This window comes from Pseudoduganella lurida, from assembly GCF_007830455.1.
GTDB classification, from domain to species: domain Bacteria; phylum Pseudomonadota; class Gammaproteobacteria; order Burkholderiales; family Burkholderiaceae_D; genus Rugamonas; species Rugamonas lurida.
Window position 1 is genome coordinate 112,634 of record NZ_VLLB01000002.1, and the last position, 22,362, is coordinate 134,995.

General features: G+C 65.2%; 16 protein-coding genes. 6 read left to right on the plus strand and 10 right to left on the minus strand.

What is annotated here, in order from left to right; all coding sequences use genetic code 11:
- Positions 1-2,331, minus strand: a complete 2,331-nt coding sequence (locus tag IP91_RS07265; protein ID WP_199754529.1) for a TonB-dependent receptor family protein — start codon at positions 2,329-2,331, stop codon at positions 1-3.
- Positions 2,332-2,614: 283 nt separating this feature from the next.
- Here IP91_RS07265 and IP91_RS07270 point away from each other — a divergent pair, with 283 nt between their 5' ends.
- The 5 genes from IP91_RS07270 (at position 2,615) to IP91_RS07290 (ending at position 6,518) form a co-directional block, all read left to right on the plus strand.
- Positions 2,615-3,538 (plus strand): CysB family HTH-type transcriptional regulator, encoded by a 924-nt coding sequence (locus IP91_RS07270; protein ID WP_145648153.1) that lies wholly within the window; start codon positions 2,615-2,617, stop codon positions 3,536-3,538.
- A gap of 494 nt (positions 3,539-4,032) precedes the next feature.
- Positions 4,033-4,473 carry a hypothetical protein gene (locus tag IP91_RS07275; protein ID WP_145648155.1) on the plus strand — a complete coding sequence of 147 codons (441 nt, stop codon included), beginning with the start codon at positions 4,033-4,035 and terminating at the stop codon, positions 4,471-4,473.
- A gap of 148 nt (positions 4,474-4,621) precedes the next feature.
- Positions 4,622-5,110 (plus strand): hypothetical protein, encoded by a 489-nt coding sequence (locus IP91_RS07280; protein WP_145648157.1) that lies wholly within the window; start codon positions 4,622-4,624, stop codon positions 5,108-5,110.
- Between the two features lie 128 nt (positions 5,111-5,238).
- Positions 5,239-5,835 (plus strand): hypothetical protein, encoded by a 597-nt coding sequence (locus IP91_RS07285; protein ID WP_145648158.1) that lies wholly within the window; start codon positions 5,239-5,241, stop codon positions 5,833-5,835.
- 83 nt (positions 5,836-5,918) lie between these two features.
- On the plus strand, positions 5,919-6,518 hold the full coding sequence (locus tag IP91_RS07290) for a hypothetical protein (RefSeq protein WP_145648160.1): 600 nt from the start codon (positions 5,919-5,921) through the stop codon (positions 6,516-6,518).
- A 39-nt stretch (positions 6,519-6,557) separates the two neighbouring features.
- Here IP91_RS07290 and IP91_RS07295 read toward each other — a convergent pair whose 3' ends face one another.
- Genes IP91_RS07295 through IP91_RS07335 form a run of 9 tightly spaced genes read right to left on the minus strand, consistent with a single transcriptional unit; the run spans position 6,558 to position 19,246 of the window.
- Entirely contained in the window at positions 6,558-8,378 is a 1,821-nt protein-coding gene (locus tag IP91_RS07295) for an ABC transporter ATP-binding protein (protein WP_145648162.1), read from the minus strand.
- On the minus strand, positions 8,375-10,240 hold the full coding sequence (locus IP91_RS07300) for an ABC transporter ATP-binding protein (RefSeq protein WP_145648164.1): 1,866 nt from the start codon (positions 10,238-10,240) through the stop codon (positions 8,375-8,377). Before IP91_RS07300 ends, IP91_RS07295 begins: the two co-directional genes overlap by 4 nt.
- Complete coding sequence (locus IP91_RS07305) at positions 10,237-11,259, minus strand: aldo/keto reductase (RefSeq protein WP_145648166.1); 1,023 nt, start codon at positions 11,257-11,259, stop codon at positions 10,237-10,239. Before IP91_RS07305 ends, IP91_RS07300 begins: the two co-directional genes overlap by 4 nt.
- A gap of 17 nt (positions 11,260-11,276) precedes the next feature.
- Positions 11,277-12,920 carry an ABC transporter substrate-binding protein gene (locus IP91_RS07310; RefSeq protein WP_145648168.1) on the minus strand — a complete coding sequence of 548 codons (1,644 nt, stop codon included), beginning with the start codon at positions 12,918-12,920 and terminating at the stop codon, positions 11,277-11,279.
- A gap of 11 nt (positions 12,921-12,931) precedes the next feature.
- Positions 12,932-14,266: an SfnB family sulfur acquisition oxidoreductase gene (locus tag IP91_RS07315; protein ID WP_145648170.1), complete on the minus strand. Its 1,335-nt coding sequence runs from the start codon at positions 14,264-14,266 to the stop codon at positions 12,932-12,934.
- A 1-nt stretch (position 14,267) separates the two neighbouring features.
- A complete protein-coding gene (locus IP91_RS07320; RefSeq protein WP_145648172.1) occupies positions 14,268-15,077 on the minus strand; it encodes an ABC transporter permease in 810 nt (269 codons plus the stop codon).
- A gap of 8 nt (positions 15,078-15,085) precedes the next feature.
- Positions 15,086-16,075, minus strand: a complete 990-nt coding sequence (locus IP91_RS07325) for an ABC transporter permease (RefSeq protein WP_145648174.1) — start codon at positions 16,073-16,075, stop codon at positions 15,086-15,088.
- 4 nt (positions 16,076-16,079) lie between these two features.
- Positions 16,080-17,861 carry an ABC transporter ATP-binding protein gene (locus IP91_RS07330; protein ID WP_145648687.1) on the minus strand — a complete coding sequence of 594 codons (1,782 nt, stop codon included), beginning with the start codon at positions 17,859-17,861 and terminating at the stop codon, positions 16,080-16,082.
- Positions 17,858-19,246, minus strand: coding sequence for an LLM class flavin-dependent oxidoreductase (locus IP91_RS07335; RefSeq protein ID WP_145648176.1), 1,389 nt, complete (start codon positions 19,244-19,246; stop codon positions 17,858-17,860). The genes IP91_RS07330 and IP91_RS07335 overlap by 4 nt, the downstream gene beginning before the upstream one ends.
- 231 nt (positions 19,247-19,477) lie before the next feature.
- Here IP91_RS07335 and IP91_RS07340 point away from each other — a divergent pair, with 231 nt between their 5' ends.
- The gene (locus tag IP91_RS07340; RefSeq protein ID WP_145648178.1) at positions 19,478-22,321 is read left to right on the plus strand and encodes a glycosyl hydrolase 115 family protein; all 2,844 of its coding nucleotides are present in this window, start codon (positions 19,478-19,480) and stop codon (positions 22,319-22,321) included.
- The last annotated feature ends 41 nt before the right edge of the window (positions 22,322-22,362 follow it).

A 22,362-nucleotide genomic window follows, 5' to 3' on the forward strand; every position in this document is an offset into this window, starting at 1 on the left:
TTACTTGAATGCGTACTGCAGGCCGGAATACACGGCAAACCCTTCGCCCGGCGCGGAGCGGCGCTGGTCCGTGCCCGCATCGTTGTAGGCCGGCGAGACGCTCGATACATAGTGCTTGTCGGCCAGGTTGCGCAGGTCGACGAACAGCTTCCAGCCCTGGGTGGGATGTTCGTAGCCGAAGCTGGCGTTGACGATGCCGTAGCCATGCGTGCGGAACGAGTTGGCGTAGTCGACATCGATGCGCGACGCCGCCTGCACGCTCAGCCCACCGTAGAAGCCGGACGGGTGCTCGTAGGACAGCTCGCCTTGATAAAAGCGCTTCGGGATGCCGGGGAGCGTGTTCCTGCCGAAGCGGCTGTCGCCACGGAAGTAGAAATCGTTCAGCGTGAACGACTGGCGCGCCGCCAGCGTGCCGTTCGCGCCACCGTCCCACAGCCGCGATTCCAGGCCCGCCTCGATGCCCTGGTGGATGGTGGGAGTGGCGTTCGATTCCGCCGTGGCCGCGGCCGTGGTGGCCGTCGCCGGAACCACTTCCACCGACAGCAGCTCGTTCTTCACGTACGAACGATAGACGGACAGGCTCCAGTTCGATCCGTACGCGGCACCGCGCGTGCCCAGCTCGAAGGTGTTGGCCGTCTGGTCCTTCAGGTCCAGGCCATGGCGCGACAGGCCGGTGGCCGGCCCCGTCGTGAAGGCCGGGGGCGTGGTGAGGAAGGCCCAGCTGTTCGGCGGTTCGATCGAGCGGCTGACATTGCCGAATACCTGTACCTCGTTCGGGAACGTGTAGCGCAGGCCGGCACGGGGCGCCAATGCCGTGGTGCTGCGCGCATACGGCTCGTTCACGACCGGGTACACCACCTCCGTAAAGCGCTTGGTCTTCACGCCGGAGACGCCGGTGGTCAGCCACAGGTCCCTGGCGATCTCCAGGTCGTTACCGGCGTGGAGGATGTGGTCCTCGCCATCGTATTCGGCGCGGCGGATCAGCGTGCCGACCGGCAGCCCGGCCGTGGCGCCGCTCGGGATGCGCACGCGCGTGTCGAGCCAGCCGTGGTTGTTGTGGCTCGTGCTCAGCGCGCCCAGCTTCGTTTCGCTGCGCAGGCCGAACAGCGTTTCGCGGCGCTGGTAGTTCAGCGAGAACGACAGGTCCGTGAAACCCCAGGAGCCCACGTTCACGCCCAGCTGCTGGTCGATCGGATAGTCGTGAATGACGGCGCCGAACTCCAGCGACGAGTCGCCGTCGATGTTCCACAGCGTCTTGTTGGCCAGCCAGCGCGAACCGGGCTGGTTGCGGTGGGCGTCCTGCGCGACCGAGGTCGGGTTGGCCTGGCGCGGATCCTGTTCGACCTGCGCCACCGTCAGCGCGCCGGGCTGGTAGTTGTCCGTCTTGCGATAGCGGAAGTAGAAGCGCGTCTCCACGTCCGGGCCGAACTTGTAGCCGAGGTTGCCGATGAAGGCGCGCGATTCGCCGCTCGACAGCGTCTGGTAGCCATCGCGTTCCGAGGCAATCGCCTGCACGTAGTAATCCCAGTTGCCGATCACCTGGCCCGAGCTGACGGACACCTTCTTGTAGCCGAAGCTGCCCGCCTCCACGCGCGCCTCGAAGGCCGCGGCATCGTGGCCGGTGCGCGTCACGTAGTTGATCGCGCCGCCCAGCATCAGCGCACCCTGGTCGAAGGCATTGGCACCGCGCAGGATCTCCGTGCGCGACAGCCCCAATGGCTCGAACAGTTCATAGGGCGTGCCGCCCGGTCCCGTGACGGGCAGCCCGTCGAACAGGAACAGCGTGCCGGAGCGGAAGAAGTTGGTGCCGCGGTTGATGGCCGAGCCGCGGATCGAGATCTTGATGCCGTCCGTGCCGCCAGCCGCCTGCGCATACACGCCGGGCTGGAACGCCAGCACATCCTCGCTGGTGAACACGCGGCCCTTCTCGACCTGCTCGGCGCTGACGACGGACACGCCGCCCGGCACTTCTTCCAGGCGCAGCTTCGCCTTCGTGGCACCATTGAGTGCCTTGCCGCGGATGTGCACCGCGCCGGCCATCGTGCCGACCACATCGCCGTCCGACACGACCGCCGCCGCCGAGGTACCCGCCACTGCCGCCTGTGCTTCGCCGCTCGCCTCTGCCGCAACTGCGGGCGCTTCGGCAGCGGCCAGCGCCACCGGGTCGATCGCGGCCACGGCCACTGCCACGGCGTTCCCGTTTGCCGCGGCCATGCCGCTGGCGAAGCACAGCATGGCCGCACCGGCAGCGATGGCGGTGCGGGTGATCGGATACTGCGGGGCCTTGCGGGAGGAACGCTGCTGCGCTGCGTGGTGCACGTGCTCTGTCATTGATTGCGCTTTCGTGTTGTCGTTTTGATGGTGACATCGGGCCGCAGCCCGGGGTGGCACGAAAGGTAGCGCCCCGTGCGGCAATGCACAAACAATCAAAACTGCGAACCATATGAACGAAAGCGATATAAGGATTGCAGACCGCGCAGCGAAAGCTCCATGCCGCGCCGCCCTTTGCAATGCCGAAGCATCACGGTTTCGATATGCATATACGGAAGACTTCGTTGTTATAACCGCCAGAATCCTGAATGATGGTGCCGTGACCCACCGCATTGGAGTGAGAATGAATTTCCAGCAGTTGCGTTTCGTGCGCGAGGCCGTGCGGAACAACCTGAACCTGACGGAAGTGGCGGCCGTGCTGTACACATCCCAGTCGGGCGTGAGCAAGCAGATCAAGGATCTGGAGGACGAACTGGGCATCGAACTGTTCGTCCGCTCCGGCAAGCGTCTGACGGGCGTGACGCGGGCCGGCGATGGCGCCGTGCAGATCGTCAGCCGCATCCTGCGCGAGACGGAAAACCTGCGCCGCTACGCCAGCCAGTACGCCGGCGTGGACAGCGGCCGCCTCGTCATCGCCGCCACGCACACGCAGGCCCGCTACACGCTGCCGAAAGTGGTCGAGGAATTCAACCGCGCCTTCCCGAAGGTGACGCTGGAACTGCACCAGGGCACGCCGCGCCAGGTTGCCACGATGCTGGCCGACGGCGATGCGGACATCGGCATCGCCACCGAAGCACTCGATCAGGCTGGCGACCTGCAGGCCTATCCGTGCTTCACATGGAGCCACTGCGTCGTGGTCCCCGCCGGCCACCCCCTGCTGGCACGCACACCCGCCACGCTGGCCGACATCGCCGCCTTCCCGCTGGTGACGTACAACGAACAGTTCACGGGCCGCAAGCGCGTCGACGCCGCCTTCAACGAGGCGGGCCTGGTACCCGACCTGCGGCTCACCGCGATGGATGCGGACGTGATCAAGACCTACGTGCGCCGCGGCCTGGGCGTCGGCATCGTTGCCGAGATGGCGCTGGAAGACCTGGAACGGGATGGCCTGGTGGTGCTGGAGACGGATGGGGAATTGTTCGGCAACTGCACCACGATGCTGGCCACGCGCAAGGGGGTGTTCCTGCCCAGTTTTGCGAACCGGTTCATCGAGATGTTTGCGCCGGGGGTGCGGGCGGAGCAGTTGGCGCTGGAGGAGGTGGAGTAACTCGACGTTTTCCCGATACAAGGGCGGGCCCATCCTCCACGCACTTGGATGCCGCTCCGCCAATTCCATCAAGCCGGCTTCGCAGCCCTCTTGCTCGACTGGTGGGTACCCTCTTCAGACATTGGCCGCCCGACCTGTATGTGTCACAAACGGCGAGATCTTTCGTCAGCAAAGGGAGCAAGTCCACCTTGCACAGCCAGGGTTCGCCGATCACCTTTGACCAATACTTTGTCCCTATACGAACTTGCGCCGGTATCCGGCATCCAAAAGTGATGCGCGCAGCATGTATGTCGTACGGGCGCAATGCGAAGGTATGCAGCGCTGATGGATAAGTATGGAATTACGAACAACACGTCCTATACTTATCAATCATCGACGCAGCCTTCAGTGCTGCTGAGCTTTTAGCGGATTATCCAATACACTACACGCTGCCATGACAGGAGTCATTCTGGGGCCTTTCAGTGAGCAACTTACTCATCGATACCGAAAGTGGAATGATTCTCCTGGACGGCGCACTCATCGCTCCCTTGCCAGAGTACGATTTTTTAGCCAGTGCCGAGCGCGCGAAACTGCATCCACGCAAACGTATTCCAATGACGAACCGTGCAAACTATAGCCTGCCGGTTTTTCTAGGCACCGAAGCTTTCGGACTGATTCTCGCCTACCATGACCAAACGTTGGAGGTTGTGTCAGTGGCATGGGGAAGCTGCGGGTCCGGGGTAAAGGGTTATGACGCAACTGAAGACGATTTGATGGGAGATCTGGCAAGACTGAGCAGTTTTTTCGTCCAGTATCTGGGCCGGGAACCGGACGAGCAGCGATTCAACGCCATCACATTCAATTACACATGGGGCAGTCTGCAATGTACCGCTTCACTTCAGGCCCAAAGTGTAGGCCTTGGCATCAGGTGGCGCAGGCACGGATGGCGGCATTGAACAGTTGCGGCGAACTGCTTCAAGCGAGTTAGATTTTTCCTCGTGCCAAGGAGTGACTCGTAATACTTTCACCTTGATTTTCCCGATTGGCTACCAGTTGACACGCAACTTTAGAGCTTAGGTTGGCAGATTGATGGACGATTTAATAATGCAGAACCGACTAGTCAAGATCATTGCGACAAAAAACCTGCGATCCGCGCGAACTCTACTGCAAGGGCTGAAAGTCAAGCCGAGGGCTCTCACTTCCGCGGAATTGGACGCCGTTTCCACTTATTTCGACCAGCGAGACTGCAGCCGCGACTTTAGTCAAGCAGTATGGGGAATCCTTGCCGCATCAGATTCGACCGAATACCTGCATGAAAAATTTGCCGCACTCATCGGTACGCGCGAAGGAAAGAATGAGCTGTACGTTTATTCAAATGCCTTGGACAGCACACTGTGCCCTCTCCTCAGTCATGGTTATGATCGCGTTACAGCAAATCTTCTACACTTGATTGAACGTAGCGGCGACAAGCGCCTTCGCATGGCTGTCGCGGAGAATCTGATTGACCGAGATCTGGTAAATGAAGGACTGAACCTCATGGTGCATATCCTGTCGACCTATGGTACTGACCACGCAGTGACCGATGGATTTTAAAAAATAACATTGCGCCCTGTTTTGAAGTTGTTGAGCCATATGGAGCATGGATTTACTATCGCGATCCGGCGATGAATCTCCTATGCTTGTCTAATACACATATCTGGTAACCGGGCAGGATGAGGTCGATGCGCGCACGTGACTTCGCCAGTCGGGTCAAGACCGAGCAATTCCTGGTCAACCTGATGAACGGTTCGATCACTATCGACCAGAATGAACAAAACATTGTCATCGGTCGGCTTCGGGCTAACGCTTATGACCATATGGATACGCAACTGTGGCAGATCCTGTACCACGCCATACCCGATGCGGAAGCGATCAAGCTGGCGATGTCTCTGCTCGATCATTATCGGCACTCGCCGGATGCGACCATTCATGCTGTTGCACTTCCGGAAGTGCTGGGGTATCTACTGCGCAAATCGCCGCTGAGTAAGCAGTGCATCATGGAATTTTCGAACATCGGCCCTGTCCTTCTACGGCGCGCTGTTGCTGACTATCTCGTCGAAACCGGGCACGTACGTGAAGGCCTGTGGCTGATGCTGGACGTGCTTCCGAACACCGGTACTGATCACGCAAGCTTCGACAATATCACGCTGACCTTCAACGCTATCGGAACACCGGCAATCAAATTGGAGCTCCTCGCGGAGGCAGAAAAATCCGAATTGGCCGGCGATTTGGTCAGAGCTGAAAGCGCTAAATGGCTGAGCTCATGCATTCCGGACTAACTATTCGCGCCCACCCTGGACCTCAATAATTACATTCGCCAAGCCGGTGTCAGGCGCCGGGCGCCGGAAAGGTACACCGATCAATGAGGAAAATTCCAATTAAGGACGTTAAAAAGCTTGCCAAGCTGATGGAGGAAATTCATACCGGCGTCGCAGCGCCTTTGACCGCAACAGAACGGCTCGCAGTCGCCGCCCATCTTGCACGCACTGACCTGGAGGGAGAGGAGTCTGCATACTTATGGGCGACTGCGGAACTGTCCGAGCCTGCAGAGGAACTGCGAAATCTGGCAGGACGAGCGCTTGATGAATACGCCGAAGATAAAAGCCGGCCTTGTCCGGCTTACCCACTTCGTTATTTGCTGAATACAAGTAGCGCAGCGGAACGCGACCAGCTGATCGAAACCTATCGATCGCCCAGGCATTACATGCTTGCCATGACGGTCGCCGAATTCTTATTGAAAAATGGCAATGTCGAAGAGGGCCTTAGAACGATGATCGACATAGTGCCGCTGACAGGCGCTGATCACAGCACATCGAACTCCATAGCATTATGGATAAACGAGCTGGGAACGTCAGACTTGAAGAACGAGTTGATTTTTCAAGCTGCGGAAGCAATCGTTCAGAACGATCATCCGAAGCGAGATTTGCTGGTGTGGGCTGCAAATCTGATTCACAAATGGTAAAAAGGTGGCCTTGGACAGAGATCGATTCCAGCGCCTGCATTACCTCCCCCCCACCTCATCAAACGAAGCACTCCCGCTCGCATGCAGCGCGGCATACATCCCCCCGCGCCCCACCAGCTCCCGGTGCGTGCCCTGCTCCACGATCCGCCCCTGGTTCAGCACCACGATCTTGTCGGCATCCCGGATCGTGGCCAGCCGGTGGGCGATGATGATCGTGGTGCGGCCCTTGCGCACCAGATTCAGTGCGCGCTGGATCTCCAGTTCCGTGAAGCTGTCGATGTTGGCCGTGGCCTCGTCCAGGATCAGGATCTTGGGTGCTGCCAGCAGCGCCCGTGCAAAGCTCAGTAACTGCCGCTGGCCGACCGACAGGTTGCGGCCCCGCTGACCCAGCTGGGTGTCGTAGCCATCCGGCAGCGCGGTGATGAAGGCGTGCGCATGCACGGCCTTGCACGCCTCGACCACCTGTTCGCGTGTCGCGCCATGCAGCCCGTAGCGCACATTGTCGGCCACCGTCCCGCTGAACAGAAAGGGCTCCTGCAGCACCATGCCCACGCAGCGGCCCAGCGAATCGAGCGTCACGTCGCGCACATCCTGGCCACCGACCGTCACCGAGCCATCCCACACATCGTAGAAGCGGTGGATGAGCGACGCGATGCTGGTCTTGCCGGAGCCGGTCGGGCCCACCAGCGCCACCGTCTGGTACGGGTCGATGCGCAAAGCCAGGTCGTGCAGCACCGGCTGGCCGGTCCGGTAGCCGAACGTTACGCCCTCGAACACGATGGAAGGCGGCACGCCTGCGCCCACTTCGAGCGCGTGCGCGCCGGCCTTGTCGTCCAGCGTCACCGGCACTTCCAGCACTTCGAAGATGCGCTGACCGGATGCCATCGCCCGCTGCATCACGGTGTACTGCATGGTCAGCGTGCGCACCGGGTCGAAGCAGCGCTGCACGCAGAAGATAAAGGCGACGATGACGCCCACGTCCAGCTCGCCCGCCAGCACGGCGCGGCCACCGACAACGACGACGATGGCCATGGCGAGTCCCGTCAGCAGGTCGACGGTCGGCACCATCACCTGCGAGACGAGGGACGATTCCGTTTGCGCGGCCAGGTTCTCGCGCGCCTTCACATCGAAGCGCGCGAAGTTGACGGCCTCGCGGCGGCTCTCCTGCACCGTGCGGATGCCGTTGATGTTTTCCGCCAGCGCCGCATTGACGCTAGACGACGCCTCGCGAGCCCGCGCAAACGCCCGCCGCGCGCGGGGCAGCCACAGATGACGGATGAGCAGCATCGCCGGCAGCACGCCGAGCGTCAGCGCGCCCAGCTTCACGTCCAGCGTCAGCAGCAGCACGACATAACCGACCAGCAGGAACAGGTCGCCCAGTGCGGACACGGACGTTTCCATGAACTCCTGCAGCGCATTCACGTCGCCCTGCAGCCGCGACATCAACCTCCCCACATGCGTACGGTCCAGGATCGAGAACGACACGCGCTGCAGATGGGCGAACATCTCGCGGCGCAGGTTGAAGATCACCGTCTGCGCCAGCCGCGCCGCCAGCCACTCCTGCAGGAACGTCACGGCCGCATTCAAGACGATCAGCACCGCGAAGCCGGCCAGCACCAGGTCGAACGGATATGGCGAGCGTCCCAATGCGCCGTCCACCGCATGCCGCACGGCGACGGGAATCAGCACCTGCACCAGCGTGTACAGGCCGACCAGCAGCAGCACCACGGCCAGCGCCGCGCGATGCGGGCGCATGAACTGCCATAGCCGCGCCGTCACGCTGCGGTCGAAGCGTGCAAACACTTCGTCGCCCCGCTCGCTGGCCAGCTTGCCGCCATCTTCCACGGTCGCGGTGCTCATGTGCCCACCTTCCTGAATTCGAGCGGTGCTTCGGCTTCATCCCGTTCGCTCTGCTGCAGACGCCACAGTGCCGCATAGTGCCCGTCATGGCCCAGCAACTGCGCATGGGTGCCACGCTCCGCGATACGCCCTTCGGCCAGCACGATGATCTCGTCCGCATGGCGCAGGGCGCCCAGCCGGTGGGCGATGATGATGGTCGCGGCATCGCGGCAGGCATGCGATACCGCCTCGCGCACCTTCCGCTCGGTGACGGTGTCGATGGCAGCCGTGGAATCGTCCAGGATCACGACGGACGGATTGCCCAGCAGCCCACGCGCGATCGTCATGCGCTGCCGCTGGCCGCCGGAGAGCGCCGCGCCCCGTTCGCCCACGCGGGTGCGATAGCCCTGCGGCAGCCGCGCCACGTGCTCATGGATCTGCGCGACACCCGCGGCGGCGGCAACGTCTTCGCCTTGCGCATCCGGCGCCGCATAGGCCACGTTGTCGTGCACCGTCGTGTCGAACAAAAAATTCTCCTGCTGGACCAGCGCGACCTCCCGGCGCAGCGACGCCAGCGTGATGTCGCGCAGGTCGTGCCCGCCCAGCGTAATACGGCCGCTGCCAACGTCATAGAACCGCGGGACCAGGTGGGCGATGGTCGACTTGCCGCTGCCCGGCACGCCCACGATACCCAGCACCTTGCCGGGCGCAACCTCGAAACTCACGCCGTCGAGGACCTGGCGCTTGCCTTCGCCGTATCGGAAGCTCACGTTCTCGAAGCGCAGTGTCTTCGGTCCGGCGGGCAGTTCGGCGGCACCGGGCGCATCCGCGATCTCGGGCTGCGCATCGAGCACCTCGAACAGCCGCGCGCCGGAGCCCGTGGCCCGTGCGCTGGCGTTGACGATCATGCCCACCTGCCGCAGCGGCTGCTGCAGGATGGTGATGAAGGTGAGGAATTCCGTGAGTGCGCCGACCGACAGCTCGCCGCTGGCGACGCGCCGCCCGCCGACCCACAGCACCAGTCCCATAGAGATGTAGTAAATAAAATTCATCAGGCTGACGGAGCCCATCCGCTCCGTGATGCGCGCGTTGGACAGGCGCAGCGCGGGCCCGGACACGGCATCGAAGCGCCCCATCTCGAAGCGACGTGCGTGGAAGGCGCGCACCACGCGCATGCCCTGCAGGTTTTCCTCCATGCGCAGCGTGAGCTCGGCCATCATCTTCTGCAGCCGCTGCCAGCTTACGCGCAGGCGCAGCCCGGCGCCCACCGCGATTACCAGCACGAACGGCACGAAGCTCAGCGCCAGCAGGCCAAGGCTGAAGTCCACGCCCAGCAGGCGCCACGATCCCACGCCCAGCAGCAGCGCCAGCGTGATGAAGCGCAGCACGCCGAATTCCAGAAAGGCGCGCACACCCTCCAGGTCCAGCATGCCGCGCGCGATCAGTTCGCCCGTGTGGATGCGGTCGTGGTAGCCGAACGACAGCTGCTGCAGCTTGTCGTAGAACCCCAGCCGCAGGTCGTACGCCACGCGCTGTGCCAGGGTTTCCCCGTAATAGCCTTGCAGTCCGGTGAGCAGGCCGCGCACCGTGCAGGCGCCCACGATCAGCAGCGCGGTGATGGCAAGCGTCTGCTGCGTGGTGGTTGCCGCGGCGTGCGCATCGCCCAGCAAGTGACCGGCCTGGTCGACCGCCTGGCCCAGCAGGCGCGGCATGAAAAGGTTGAAGATGGCAGCGCCCAGCGCACAGGCGACCGCCGCGGCGGCCCGGCCCGGGTGGCGCGCGGCCAGCCGCGTCAGCCGGGCGAGCACGCGCGGCATGGCCTGCACGTCGACGGTTTCGGAGAACTGTGGTGGCGCGCTGGTGTCGGCGGGCGCGGCGCTCATGCGCGCGGTACCCGGCCCGTCACGGGGAACGCAGGGTCGGTGTAGCCGGGCGTACTGGGATGGCCGGGCGGCACGAGGCGGTCGAACAGCGCCTCGTCTTCCGCCGTGAACCGGTACTCGAGCGCGGCGCGATAGCCCTGCCACTGTTCCAGCGTGCGGGGCCCGCCAATCACGCTCGTGACCAGCCGGTTGTTGAGCACCCATGCAAACGCGAATTCGGCTGTCGTGATGCCGCGCCGTTTCGCTTCTTCCGCCACCGTCTGCGCCAGCACCAGCGTTTCGGGCCGCCACTCGGTCTGCAGCGCGCGGCCATCCTGCCGGCCGATGCGGCTGGTCGGATCCGGCGCGGCACCCGGCTGGTATTTCCCGGTCAGTACGCCCCGTGCCAGCGGGCTGAAAGGCACGACACCGAGCCCGTGATGCGCGCAGGCCGGCAGGTGCTCCACTTCCGGCATGCGGTTCGCCGCATTGTAGTAAGGCTGCGAGACGACCGGGCCGGGAATGCCGAGTTGCCGCGCGAGGTGCACGGCGTCCGCCACCTGCCATGCGCGGAAGTTCGACACGCCGTAATAGCGGATTTTGCCCTGCGCGACCAGGTCGCCCAGCGCGCGCAGCGTTTCCTCCAGCGGCGTGGCGGCATCGGGCCGGTGCAGGTAATAGATGTCGATATAGTCCGTACCCAGCCTTTGCAGGCTTGCCTCGACGGCTTGCAGCACGCGGCGGCGCGACAGGCCGCCATCGTTCGGGCCGGGTCCGACCGTGTTGCCGACCTTCGTGGCCAGCACCCATTGGTCGCGCCGCTTTGCGATCGCGCGGCCGACGATGCGTTCCGACTCGCCACCCGTGTAGATGTCCGCCGTGTCGATGAAGTTGATGCCGTGGTCCTGCGCGTCGTCGATGATGGTGCGCGCGTCGTTTTCCGTCGTGGCGCCGCCGAACATCATGGTGCCCAGGCACAGCGGGGACACGCGCACGCCGCTGCGACCTAGGGTTTCATACCGTTGCTTCGTTTCGCTCATCTGCTTTCCTGAAGTTCCTATGCCTTGGCCAGCCACACATTGGCCCAGTTGTTGCGGGTCTGGTACGGCAGCTCATCGATATTGCGTACCCGCTTGCTGTACACGGAGAAGAAGTACACCTCCAGCAGCGGCAGCGTGGGCAGGTCCGCCGCCACGATCTGCTGCACGCGCTTGTAGTTCGCCTTGCGCAGCGCGGGATCGGCGCCGGACCGCGTGGGCTCCAGCAGTTTTTCCACCTCCGGATTGCTGTACCCGGAGACCTTCGACCATGGTACACCCGGCTTGTCGCCCCGCTTGGTATAGCGCGAATCGAGGCTCAGCTGCACGTCGCGCGACCAGCCGCCCCAGGAACTGATGACCTGGAAGTTCCGATTCGTGAAAACGTCGCGCGTCCAGGTCGACAGGTCCTTCGCGCCCAGCGATGCATCGATGCCCACGCGGCGCAGCGCCTGCCGCACGAATTCGCCCGTGCGGCGGTAGTCGTCCCCGAACGGAATGAAGTCGTGCACCAGCTTGAAGCGCCAGCCACCCGCGCCCCGGGGATAGCCCGCCTGGTCGAGCAGCTGCTCGGCGCGTTTCAGGTCGAACGGGTACTTCGGCACGTCCTTCGTGAAGTATTCCGGGATCACGCTCGGCACCGGCGCATCGAGCGGCGCGCCATAGCCGCCCCACACCGTCTTCACCAGCGCAGCGCGGTCCACGGCATGGGCGATGGCCTGGCGCACGGCCAGCTTGCCGACGATGGGATCCTTCAGGTTGAACTCGAGCCAGTAGGTATTCGGCTCGTACTGTTTCGTGTCGATCACCAGGTCGCCCCGTTTGGCCAGCCGCGCCGCGTCGCTGAACGTGACAGGATTGCGCGCCGCGTACTGGGCGGCGCCCGTCTCCAGCGCCGCCGCCCGGCTGGCCGAATCGTTAATGACCTTCCAGACGATGCGGTCCAGGTGCGGCAGGCCCTTGATGTAGTAGTCCGGATTGCGTTCCAGGATGATGTGGCTGCCCCGCTGCCATTCCTTGAAACGAAACGGTCCCGTGCCGACCGGTTTCACGTTGTGCGGATTGGTGACCACATCGGTACCTTCGTACAGGTGCTGCGGCAGGATCACGCTGGCCTGCGTCAGGTGCCGCTGCAGCACGGGCCACTTCTGCTTCAGGTGCAGGATGACGGTGTACTTGTCCGGCGCGGTGATCCTGTCGATCACGGACAGGATCGTGCTCATGCTGATCGACCAGATCTTCTCGATCGAGAACTTGACGTCGCCCGAGTCGAACGGGTGGCCATCGTGCCACAGCACCCCCTCGCGCAGCTTCAGCGTGAGCGCCAGGCCATCGGGCGACGTGGCGAACGAGGTCGCCAGGCGCGGTTCGAAACCGCCGTTGTTATCGTCCACGAACAGGCGGTCGTAGATTTTCGACGTGACCAGCGATATCGGGTTGGCGCCATTGATGTGCGTGGCCAGCGTGGACGGCTCCGGGAAGCAGATCGCCGTCAGCGTGCCGCCGCGTACCGGCGTTTCGGACGGGCCCGCGGCAGGCTTCGGCGCGGCGAAGCCCACGCCGGGCAGCATGCCTGCCGCCAGCGCGGCACCGCCCATGCGCAGCAGCTGGCGACGCGCGGGAACCGGCAGGGATGCGTAGACCGGGTTGCTTGTATCGACCATCGGCGCGCTCCTCAAAGCCCGGCGGCCAGGCGCGGTTGCGGCAGTTCGCCGACGACCGGTTCCGGCCCTTCCGGCGTCGCCTTCGGCGTTTCCCGGCTGTCGGCCAGGTGTTTGGGACGGCGCAGCGGCACCTTGTCGTTCAGGTAGTAATTGCCGACGTCGAACAGGCGCCAGCGTACCGGATCGTGCAGCGTGTGCGTGCGCGCATCGCGCCACAGGCGGTCCAGGCCATGCTGCGGCGCGGTCGAACGCGTGCCGGCCAGCTCGAACAGCTTATTGGTGATCAGCAGCGCGCTGTGGGTACTGGCGGCGCGTACTTCCGAGACGGCGATGGCGGCGCGGGTCCAGTCGTCGCGCTGCTTGGTGGCGTACGCGCGGTCGATGAGCAGGCCGGCCCGCTCCAGCAGCGCTTCCGTGCCATGCAGCGCCACGGCCAGGTCGCCGATCTCGCGGATCGTCAGCTGGTCTTCTTCCCACGCCGTGCCGGCCGGCGCATCGTCCGCCCTTGGATTGCGTTCGCGGATGAAGGCAATCGTCGCCTCGAAGGCGGCGCGGGCGATGCCCGTGTCGATCCCCGCATGCATGATCTGGCCCACAGGACCCACCGGCTTCACGTGATCGGCATCGACCGTGTGCGGCACCAGCCATTCGGCCTTCAGGTAGGCATTCTCGGCGATCACCGTGCCGCTGGCCGTGGTGCGCTGGCCGAACGAGGCCCAGTCGTCGACGATGCGCAGGCCGTCGGCGGTGCGGGGATAGATCGCCAGGAAGTGGCGTTTCTCATTGTCCGTCACCGAGACGGGCACCCAGTCGGCGAACAGCGCGCCGGTCGAGTAGTACTTGCGCACGTTGACGCGGTAGCCGCTGCCGTCTGCATTGCGGGTCAGGCTGGTCTTGCGGTCCTCGCCCTTGCGCACGTCCGGCTCCACCAGCGCATTGCCGAAATGGTCGCCGGCCAGCACGCGGTCGAAGAAGAAGCGTTTCTGCTCCTCGCTGCCCTCATGGCGGATGATCTCCAGGATGAAGTAATGGTTCTGCGGGATCTGGCCGATCGAGCCATCCACGGCGGACAGCAAGGTGAACACCTTTGCGAGCGTGGCATACGAGACGCCCGCGCCGCCATATTCGCGCGGCACGGTGATGCCCCACAGGCCGCTCTCGCGCAGCTGGCGCAGCTCGGCCACCGGCAGGCGGCGTTCGCGGTCCCGTTCGGCGGCGCCCGGTGCGAAGCGGGCTGCCAGCAGGGCAGCCACTTCCAGCGCTTCGGCATCGTCGCGGATCACGTGCACGCTGCCGGTGCTCGTCGGGACGGCGTTCTGTACTTCCTTCGGTACGGCGGCATTCATATCAGTCTCTCAGCTTCGGGTTGAAATATTGGTTCAATGCGTCGCCCAGCACGTTCAGCGACCAGACGGTGAGCATCACGGCCACGCCGGGGATGGCGATCATGTACCAGCCGGTGCGGATCGCTTCGCGGCCCGTACCGATCATGGCGCCCCAGCTGATCGCGTTCGGATCGCCCAGCCCCAGGAAGGCCAGGCCCGATTCGGCCAGGATGCAGCCGGCCACCACGATCGACGTGCTGACGAGGATCGGCGTGAGCGCGTTCGGCAGGATGTGGCGCAGGATGATGCGCAGGTGGCTCATGCCGGCGGCCAGCCCGGCCTGGATGTATTCGCGGTTGCGCAGGCCCAGCACCTGGGCACGCACCACTCTTGCCGTGTGCGTCCACGACGTCGTGCCGAGCGCCACGACCACCACCCAGATCGACGGCTGCAGCAGCGAGACGAGGATGATCACCAGCAGGAAGCGCGGCACGATCTGGAAGAAGTCCGTCAGGCGCATCAGGAGGTTGTCCAGCCAGCCGCCGAAATAGCCGGCCAGCGTGCCGAGTACCACGCCGATCAGCAGTGTCAGCCCCGCTGCGGAAGCGCCGACCAGTAGCGACACGCGGGCGCCATGCAGCAGGCCAGCGGCGATGTCCCGGCCCATCAAATCGGAACCCAGCGGATGCGCCCAGTCGTCGCCCGGCCATAGATACGGCGTGGCGCTCATCTCCTGCGGGTCGCCGGGGAACAGGAACGGCGCCAGCGCGGCGGCCAGGATCACGCACAGCAGGATGACCGCGCCGGCGCGGCCTTGCAGGGAGGTTTTCATCGTCGGATTCAGGATTGCAGTTCGATGCGGGGATCGAGCTTCGCGTACAGGATGTCCAGCACCACGCTGGTGGCCATCACCAGCAGGGAGCTGAGGAACAGGATCGACAGCAGCAGGTTCGTATCGCGGTTCAGCACCGCGTCGTACGTCAGCTTGCCCAGGCCCGGCCAGGAGAACACCGTCTCGATGACGATGCTGCCGGCCAGCAGCTCGCCGAAGTTTGCGGCGATCATCGTCAGCACCGGCAGGATGGCGTTGCGCAGCGCGTGCCGGAAATAGATCACGCGGTCCGACAGCCCCTTCGAGCGCGCCGTGCGGATGTAGTCCTCCTGCAGCGTGTCGACCATCGAGGCGCGCGTAAAGCGGGTGTAGACGGCCAGCGAGTACACCGCCAGCGTGCTGACGGGCAGTACCAGATGCCAGGCGATGTCGCGCGCCAGCGCCCAGCGGCCGCCCGCCTCGACGCCCACCTCCTGCATGCCGCCGATCGGGAACCACTGCAGCGTGACACCGAACAGCACCACCAGCATCAGCGCCAGCCAGAACACGGGCACCGAGTAGCACAGCGCCATCAATGCCGACACGGCCCGGTCCAGCCGGCCATTGCGCCAGCGCGCGCACAGCACGCCGAGCAGCACGCCGCCGGCGACCGCCAGCAGCAGGCTGGTGAGGCCCAGCAGTGCGGTGGCCCCCACCCGTTCGGCAATCAGCTCCGACACGGGCGCATTGAAACGGTAGGAATAACCGAGATCGAAGGACAGCAGCTTTTTCAGGTAGAGGAACAGCTGTTCGTGCGCCGGGATGTTCAGGCCGAAGGATTCGCGCAGGTGCTCGACCTGCTGGCCCGCATCCGCGGCGCTGTCGGACATGCCCGTCTCCCCCGCCATCACTTCGGCCATGTCGCCGGGCGCCAGGCGGATCAGCACGAAGTTGAGGATGCAGATGCCCAGCACCACGGGAAGGAACTGCAGCAGGCGGCGTTTCAGGTAGTTTTTCATGGGCTCAGGCGGTGCGTACCAGCAGGGGTTCACTCGGCACATCGGTTTGCACGATGCCGGGTTCGGGCCAGCCTGGCGTGGCGGCGATCAGCGTCTGCGTGTACGGGTGGGAGGCGGAAGTGAACAGCGCATCGCGTTCCAGCGTCTCGACGACGACGCCCTTCTGCATCACCATTACGCGGTCGGCGATATAGTTGATCACGGAGAGGTCGTGCGAGATGAACAGGTACGAGAGCCCGAATTCCTGCTTCAGGTCCACGAACAGGTTCAGGATCTGGGCCCGCACCGACACATCGAGCGCGGACACGGGCTCGTCGCAGATCAGCAGTTTCGGCCGCAGGATCAGCGCGCGGGCGATGCCGATGCGCTGCCGCTGCCCTCCCGAGAACTCGTGCGGATACCGTTTCAGGGCGCTGGATGGCAGGCCCACGGCATCGAGCATCGCCAGCACGCGGCGCCGGCGCTCGTTGCGGTGGTGGCCGCCCTGCACCACCAGCATTTCGTCCAGTGTGGATTCCACGGACAGGCGCGGATTGAGCGACGCATACGGATCCTGGAACACCAGCTGGACATTGGCACGGTGCGCACGCAGCGCACGACCGCGCAAAGGGGCGATGTCGGTGCCATCGAGGATCACCTGGCCCTGCACGGCGGGATTGAGGCCCACGATCGTCTTCGACAGCGTGGACTTGCCGCAGCCCGATTCGCCCACCAGGCCGAGCGTCTCGCCGCGGCCGATCTGGAACGACACGTCCTTGACAGCCGAGATGGTGCCGTAGCGGGACGAATACTGCGCGACCAGGTTGCGCACGTCCAGCACCGGCGCCGGATGGATGACGGCCTCGCGCACCGCCGGCAGCGTGCGCCGTTCCTGGTGCGTGAAGCTGAAGGAATGTTCGCCGGTGGTCTCGTCGACACCCTGGCGGATCTCGGCCAGCTTCACCCTGGTGTAGTGGATCTCCGGCTCGACATGCAGGGAAGCTTCCAGCAGCCCCTGGCTGTAGCGGTGGCGCGGTGCGAAGAACACCTGGTCGCGCGTGCCCTCTTCCACCTTGCGTCCCCTTTGCATGACGGCCACGCGGTCGGCCCATTGGCCAACGACGGCCAGGTCGTGCGTGATCAGCAGCAGCGCCATCGACATCTCGCGGCGCAGCGTGCTGAGCAGTTCCAGCACCTGGGCCTGGATCGTCACGTCCAGCGCCGTGGTCGGTTCGTCGGCGATCAGCAGCCGCGGTTCGCAGGCGACGGCAATGGCGATCATCACGCGCTGCCGCTGGCCGCCGGAGAGATTGTGCGGATGGTCGTCGATGCGGCGCTGCGGCTCCGGAATCCGCACCAGGTCGAGCAGCTCGATCGCGCGGGCCCGCGCCGCGGCAGCAGTGAGCTTGCGGTGGCGCCGTAGCACCTCGGTGATCTGCTCGCCGATCGTCAGCACGGGATTCAGGGACGTCATCGGCTCCTGGAAGATCATGCCGATCTGGTTGCCGCGCAGGTCGCGCAACGTGCTTTCCGGCGCCGCCAGCAGATCGTAGCCGTCGAACAGGATCTCGCCGCCCACCCGGGCCTTGTCGGGCAGCAGGCCGGCGATGGCGGCCGCCGCGGTGGACTTGCCGCAGCCGGATTCGCCGACCAGCGCCACCACCTCATCGCTGCGCACATCCAGGTCGAAGCCCTGGACGGCCGGGCCGCCCGGATACCAGACGTCCAGCCCGCGCACCTGCAGCAGCGCGGGGCCGGCCTCGGCGCGGGCATGGTCGATGCGGGCGCCGTGCCACAGTTCGGTCATTTCCATGTGCGGTACCTGTCGGCGTGGTGGTTCGATGGCAGGCGCGCACCGGCGCCGAACAGTTTTTCGCGCAGCGTGCCTTCTTCGTAGGCCGTCTTGTACAGCCCGCGCTCCTGCAGCTCCGGGATGATCAGGTCGATGAAGTCGCGGTAGCTTTCCGGCGCCACGGTGCGCGTGACGTTGAAGCCGTCGAGATCCGTCTCTTCGACGAGTTTCTGGATCTCGTCCGCCACCTGCGACGGCGTGCCGACGATGGCGCTCTGGTAGGCACCGAAGGCGCGCTGCTCCAGCAGCTTGCGGCGCGTGCTGCCTTCCGGGAAGCGGCGGCCGCGCGCCTCGCCGACCCGCTGCAGCCGGTTCGGGTACAGCCCTTCCAGCTTTGCTTCGGTGATTTCCTCGTCCAGCCCGAACAGCTCCAGGTCCACGCCCATGCCGCTCACCTGGTGCGCCAGCGAGCCCTCCGCGCTGGCGTAGCGCTTGTATTCTTCCAGCTTGTCGCGCGCCACCGCTTCGCTGCGGTCGGTGATCACGGTGAGGCCCGAGAACACCTTGATGTCGTCGCGGTTGCGGCCTGCTTCGACGGCCTGGCCGCGGATGCTGGAGACGACCTTCGCCAGCGCCGCCCTGTCCGGCCCGCCCGTGAACACGCATTCGGCATGGCGGCCGGCGAACCGGTTGCCGCGCTGCGAGGCGCCGGCCTGGAACAGCACGGGCGTGCGCTGCGGCGAAGGCTCCGTCAGGTTGTACACATTGTCGATCTTGTAGAACGGGCCGTCGTGGTTGACACGGTGGATCTTCGCCGGATCGGCATACACGGCGCCCTCGCGATCCTTGCGCACGGCATCGTCTTCCCAGCTGCCTTCGAGCAGCTTGTAGAACGCGTCCATGAAGTCGTCGCCCCGGTCGTAGCGGTCGTCGTGGTCGATCTGCTGCTTCAGGCCCACGCCGCGCGCGGCGCTGTCCAGGTAGCCGGTGACGATGTTCCAGCCCACCCGGCCGTTCGTCAGGTGGTCCAGCGTGGCGAAGCGGCGGGCGAACAGGTAGGGATGCTCGTACGTGAGGTTGGCGGTGATGCCGAAACTGAGGTGCTTCGTCGCGTGGGCCATCAGCGGCACCACGTAGCTCGGATCGTTGACGGGCAGCTGGACGGCTTCCTTTGCCGTGACGCGGATGCCGTCACCGAGCACGTCGTAGACGCCGATGATGTCGGCCAGGAAGACCGCATCGAACAGGCCGCGTTCGAGCAGCTGCGCCAGTTCGATCCAGTATTCGGGCTTGGTGTAGTCGACGGAATTGTCGCGGGGGTGCTTCCACATGCCGTGGTGGATGTGTCCCACGCAGTTCATGTTGAAGGCGTTCAGGCGTATCTGCTTCGTCAATTCCATGCTCCCGCTGAGTGAGTCTCGAGTGATGGCCGAGAATAGCAGCGGGGTTCGCCAGGCAAAACGAACCATTTCGCGATTGTTAATGCGGCGTTTCGTGATAAGCAAAGCAGCAGGACGGGATAGCGTTCTCGTGGCGCGGCGCGAATGCTCATCAACATGAGTGCTTGCCCCCTCCGGTGCCGGCGGCGGTGCGCTAGTATCCTGCGCACGTCCCCACTCCCGTTCGCCGCCATGACACTGCACCGTCTATTCCTGCCCCTGCTCCTGCCCGTGTCCCTCGCTTTCTCGCTGCCTGGATTCGCCGGTAGTGCCAGGGCGGCCGACTTCGCTCTGGGCGGTGCGAGGACGCCGGTCCCGGTGAGCGTGCTGGCCGACGACGATACGACCATGCGGCTCGCGGCCGACCTCGTGAGCGGCGACCTGCGTGCCGTCACGGGCGCCGCACCGGCACGCACCGGCAAGCTGGCCGACTGCCGTGAGGTCTGCATCGTCATCGGCCGCCATGATGCGCCGCTGCTGCGCGCCATCGCACAGGACGAAGGCCTCGATTTCTCCGCGCTGGCGGGCCAATACGAACGCTACGTGCGGGTGGGTGTGGCCTCGCGCAAGAAGCCCGGTACGCGGCTGCTGGTGATCGCCGGTGCCGACACGCGCGGCGCCGTGTATGGCGCGGTGGACCTGTCGCGCGAGCTGGGCGTCTCGGCCTGGGAATGGTGGGCCGATGTCACGCCGGCCGTGCAAGACCGGGTCGTCGTGAATGGCGAGCGCATCGTCTCGGCGGCACCGTCCGTACGCTACCGCGGCATCTTCCTGAACGACGAGGACTGGGGCCTGCAGCCGTGGGCCGCCAGGACGTTCGATCCGGCCGGCGACATCGGACCGAAGACCTATGGCCGGATCTTCGAATTGATGTGGCGCCTGAAGGCCAACCTGATCTGGCCGGCGATGCACGACTCCACGAAACCGTTCTACCAGGTCCCCGGCAACGCGGACAAGGCACGCGACTACGCCATCATCGTGGGCACGTCCCATGCCGAACCGATGATGCGCAATAACGTGCGCGAATGGCAGAAGCGCGACGGCGCGTTCAACTGGTTCACCAACCGCGATGCGCTGACCCGCTACTGGCAAGACCGTGTCGACGCCGGCCGGGGCTACGAGAATTTTTACTCGATGGGCATCCGCGGCGTGCACGACTCGGCCATGGAAGGCGCCAACACGCTGGACGAAGCCCGCAGTGGCGTGGCGGACGTGATCGGCGTGCAGCGTGGCCTCCTCGCCGCGGCGCAGAAGCGCCCGCTGGCGCAGATCCCGCAGGCGCTGACCGTATACAAGGAAGTGCTGGACATCTACAACAGCGGCCTGCAGGTGCCGGACGACATCACGCTGATCTGGCCGGACGATAACTACGGCTACCTGCACCAGCTCAGCACCCCGCGCGAGGCCGCGCGCAGCGGGGGCACGGGACTGTATTACCACCTGTCCTACTGGGGCCGGCCGCACGACTACCTGTGGCTGGCGACGACGGCGCCGGGCCTGGTCCGCGACCAGCTGCAGCGCGCGCTGGCTACCGGCACGGACCGCGTGTGGGTCGCCAATGTGGGCGACATCAAGCCGGGCGAATACCTGACGCAGTACTTCCTCGACGCCGCCTTTGACCGGCGCGTGCTCGACCGGAGCGCCGCGGAACACCTGTCCGCCTGGTCGGCCGCGCAGTTCGGCCGCGAGCACGGGGAGGCGATTGCCGCGATCCTGACCGAGTACTACGCGCTGGCCTGGGCGCGCCGGCCCGAATTCATGGGCTTCAGCCAGACCGAGCCCACCACGCCCACGCGGCAGACGGACTACCTGCAATCGGGCGGCGAAGAGGCCGAGCAGCGGCTGGCGCGCTATGCGGCACTGGCGCTGCGGGCCCAGGCGATTGCCGCCGCCCTGCCCGCCAACCGCCAGGACGCGTTCTTCCAGCTGGTGCTGTATCCGGTGCGGGCGAGCGCGAACCTGAACGCGCGCATCCTGAAGCTCGATCTCGCGGCCCAGTATGCCCGCGCCGGACGCCCGTCCGCATCGCTGTATGCGGAACAGGCACGGGCCGCGCAGGCCGCCATCGTGGCCGATACGGCGCAGTACAACGCGCTGGGCGGCGGCAAGTGGCGCGGCATGATGGATGCGGCGCCACGCCGGCTGCCCGTGTTCGATGCGCCCGCGTTTCCCGTCTACGGCACCCCGGTCCGCAAGGACTGTGGCCTCGCCTACCCCACGCCGCTGTCGCAACAGGGCGGATCGCTGGCCTTCACACGGGGCGTGCCGGAGACAAAGACGGTGACCGTCATCCAGTATGGCGCTACGCCGCTGCGCTGGTCCGCATCATCGGTACCGGCAGGGTTGCGGGTCGCGCTGGCCGAGGGATCGCTGGCGGCATCGAACGGTTTCGAGCAGCGCGTGGCCGTCAGCTACGACGGGCGGGGTGCCGTGAATGGGCTGCAGTTCACGTGCGGTGCGCAGAAGCTGGCCGTGAAGGTGACGGCGGCGGGGGGTGCCGAGGTGCCGGAAGCGAAGTTGATGGCAACCGGTGGCGCCAAGGTGCCGACGGAGCGCGAACGCATCGTCACGCTGCCGGCCACCGCTGCGCGGGCAGCCGGATGGTCTGCGGTGGAGCTGGGCAGCTTCGGAACGGCGCTGCGCGCGGACCTCCACCTCGCGTCGCGGGAGCTGCAGGAGGTGCCAGCGGCCGATGCGGCGGCGCTGGAGTACGCGTTCCACACCCGCTCGACCGACGCGGCACGGTTGAAGATCGTTGCCGTGCCGGTCCACGCGCTCACGTCGGCCAACCAGCTGCGCATCGCAGTTGCGCTCGATGATGCCGCGCCTGTCGCGCTGGATTTCGCGACCGTGGGCCGCAGCGACGCGTGGAAGCAGAATGTGCTGAGCAATACCGCGGTACGCACGGTGCCGTTGCCATCGTTGAAGCCCGGCGCACATCGGCTGCGCGTGATCCCACTCGACCCGGGCTTCATTCTCGACCGGATCGAAGTCGTGTTCGATGGGGCACCGGTTTATTACGGCAAGGCGCCTTGACGGGCGGGCGGATGCCGTTCGCCAGCTGCGCGTAAACACCG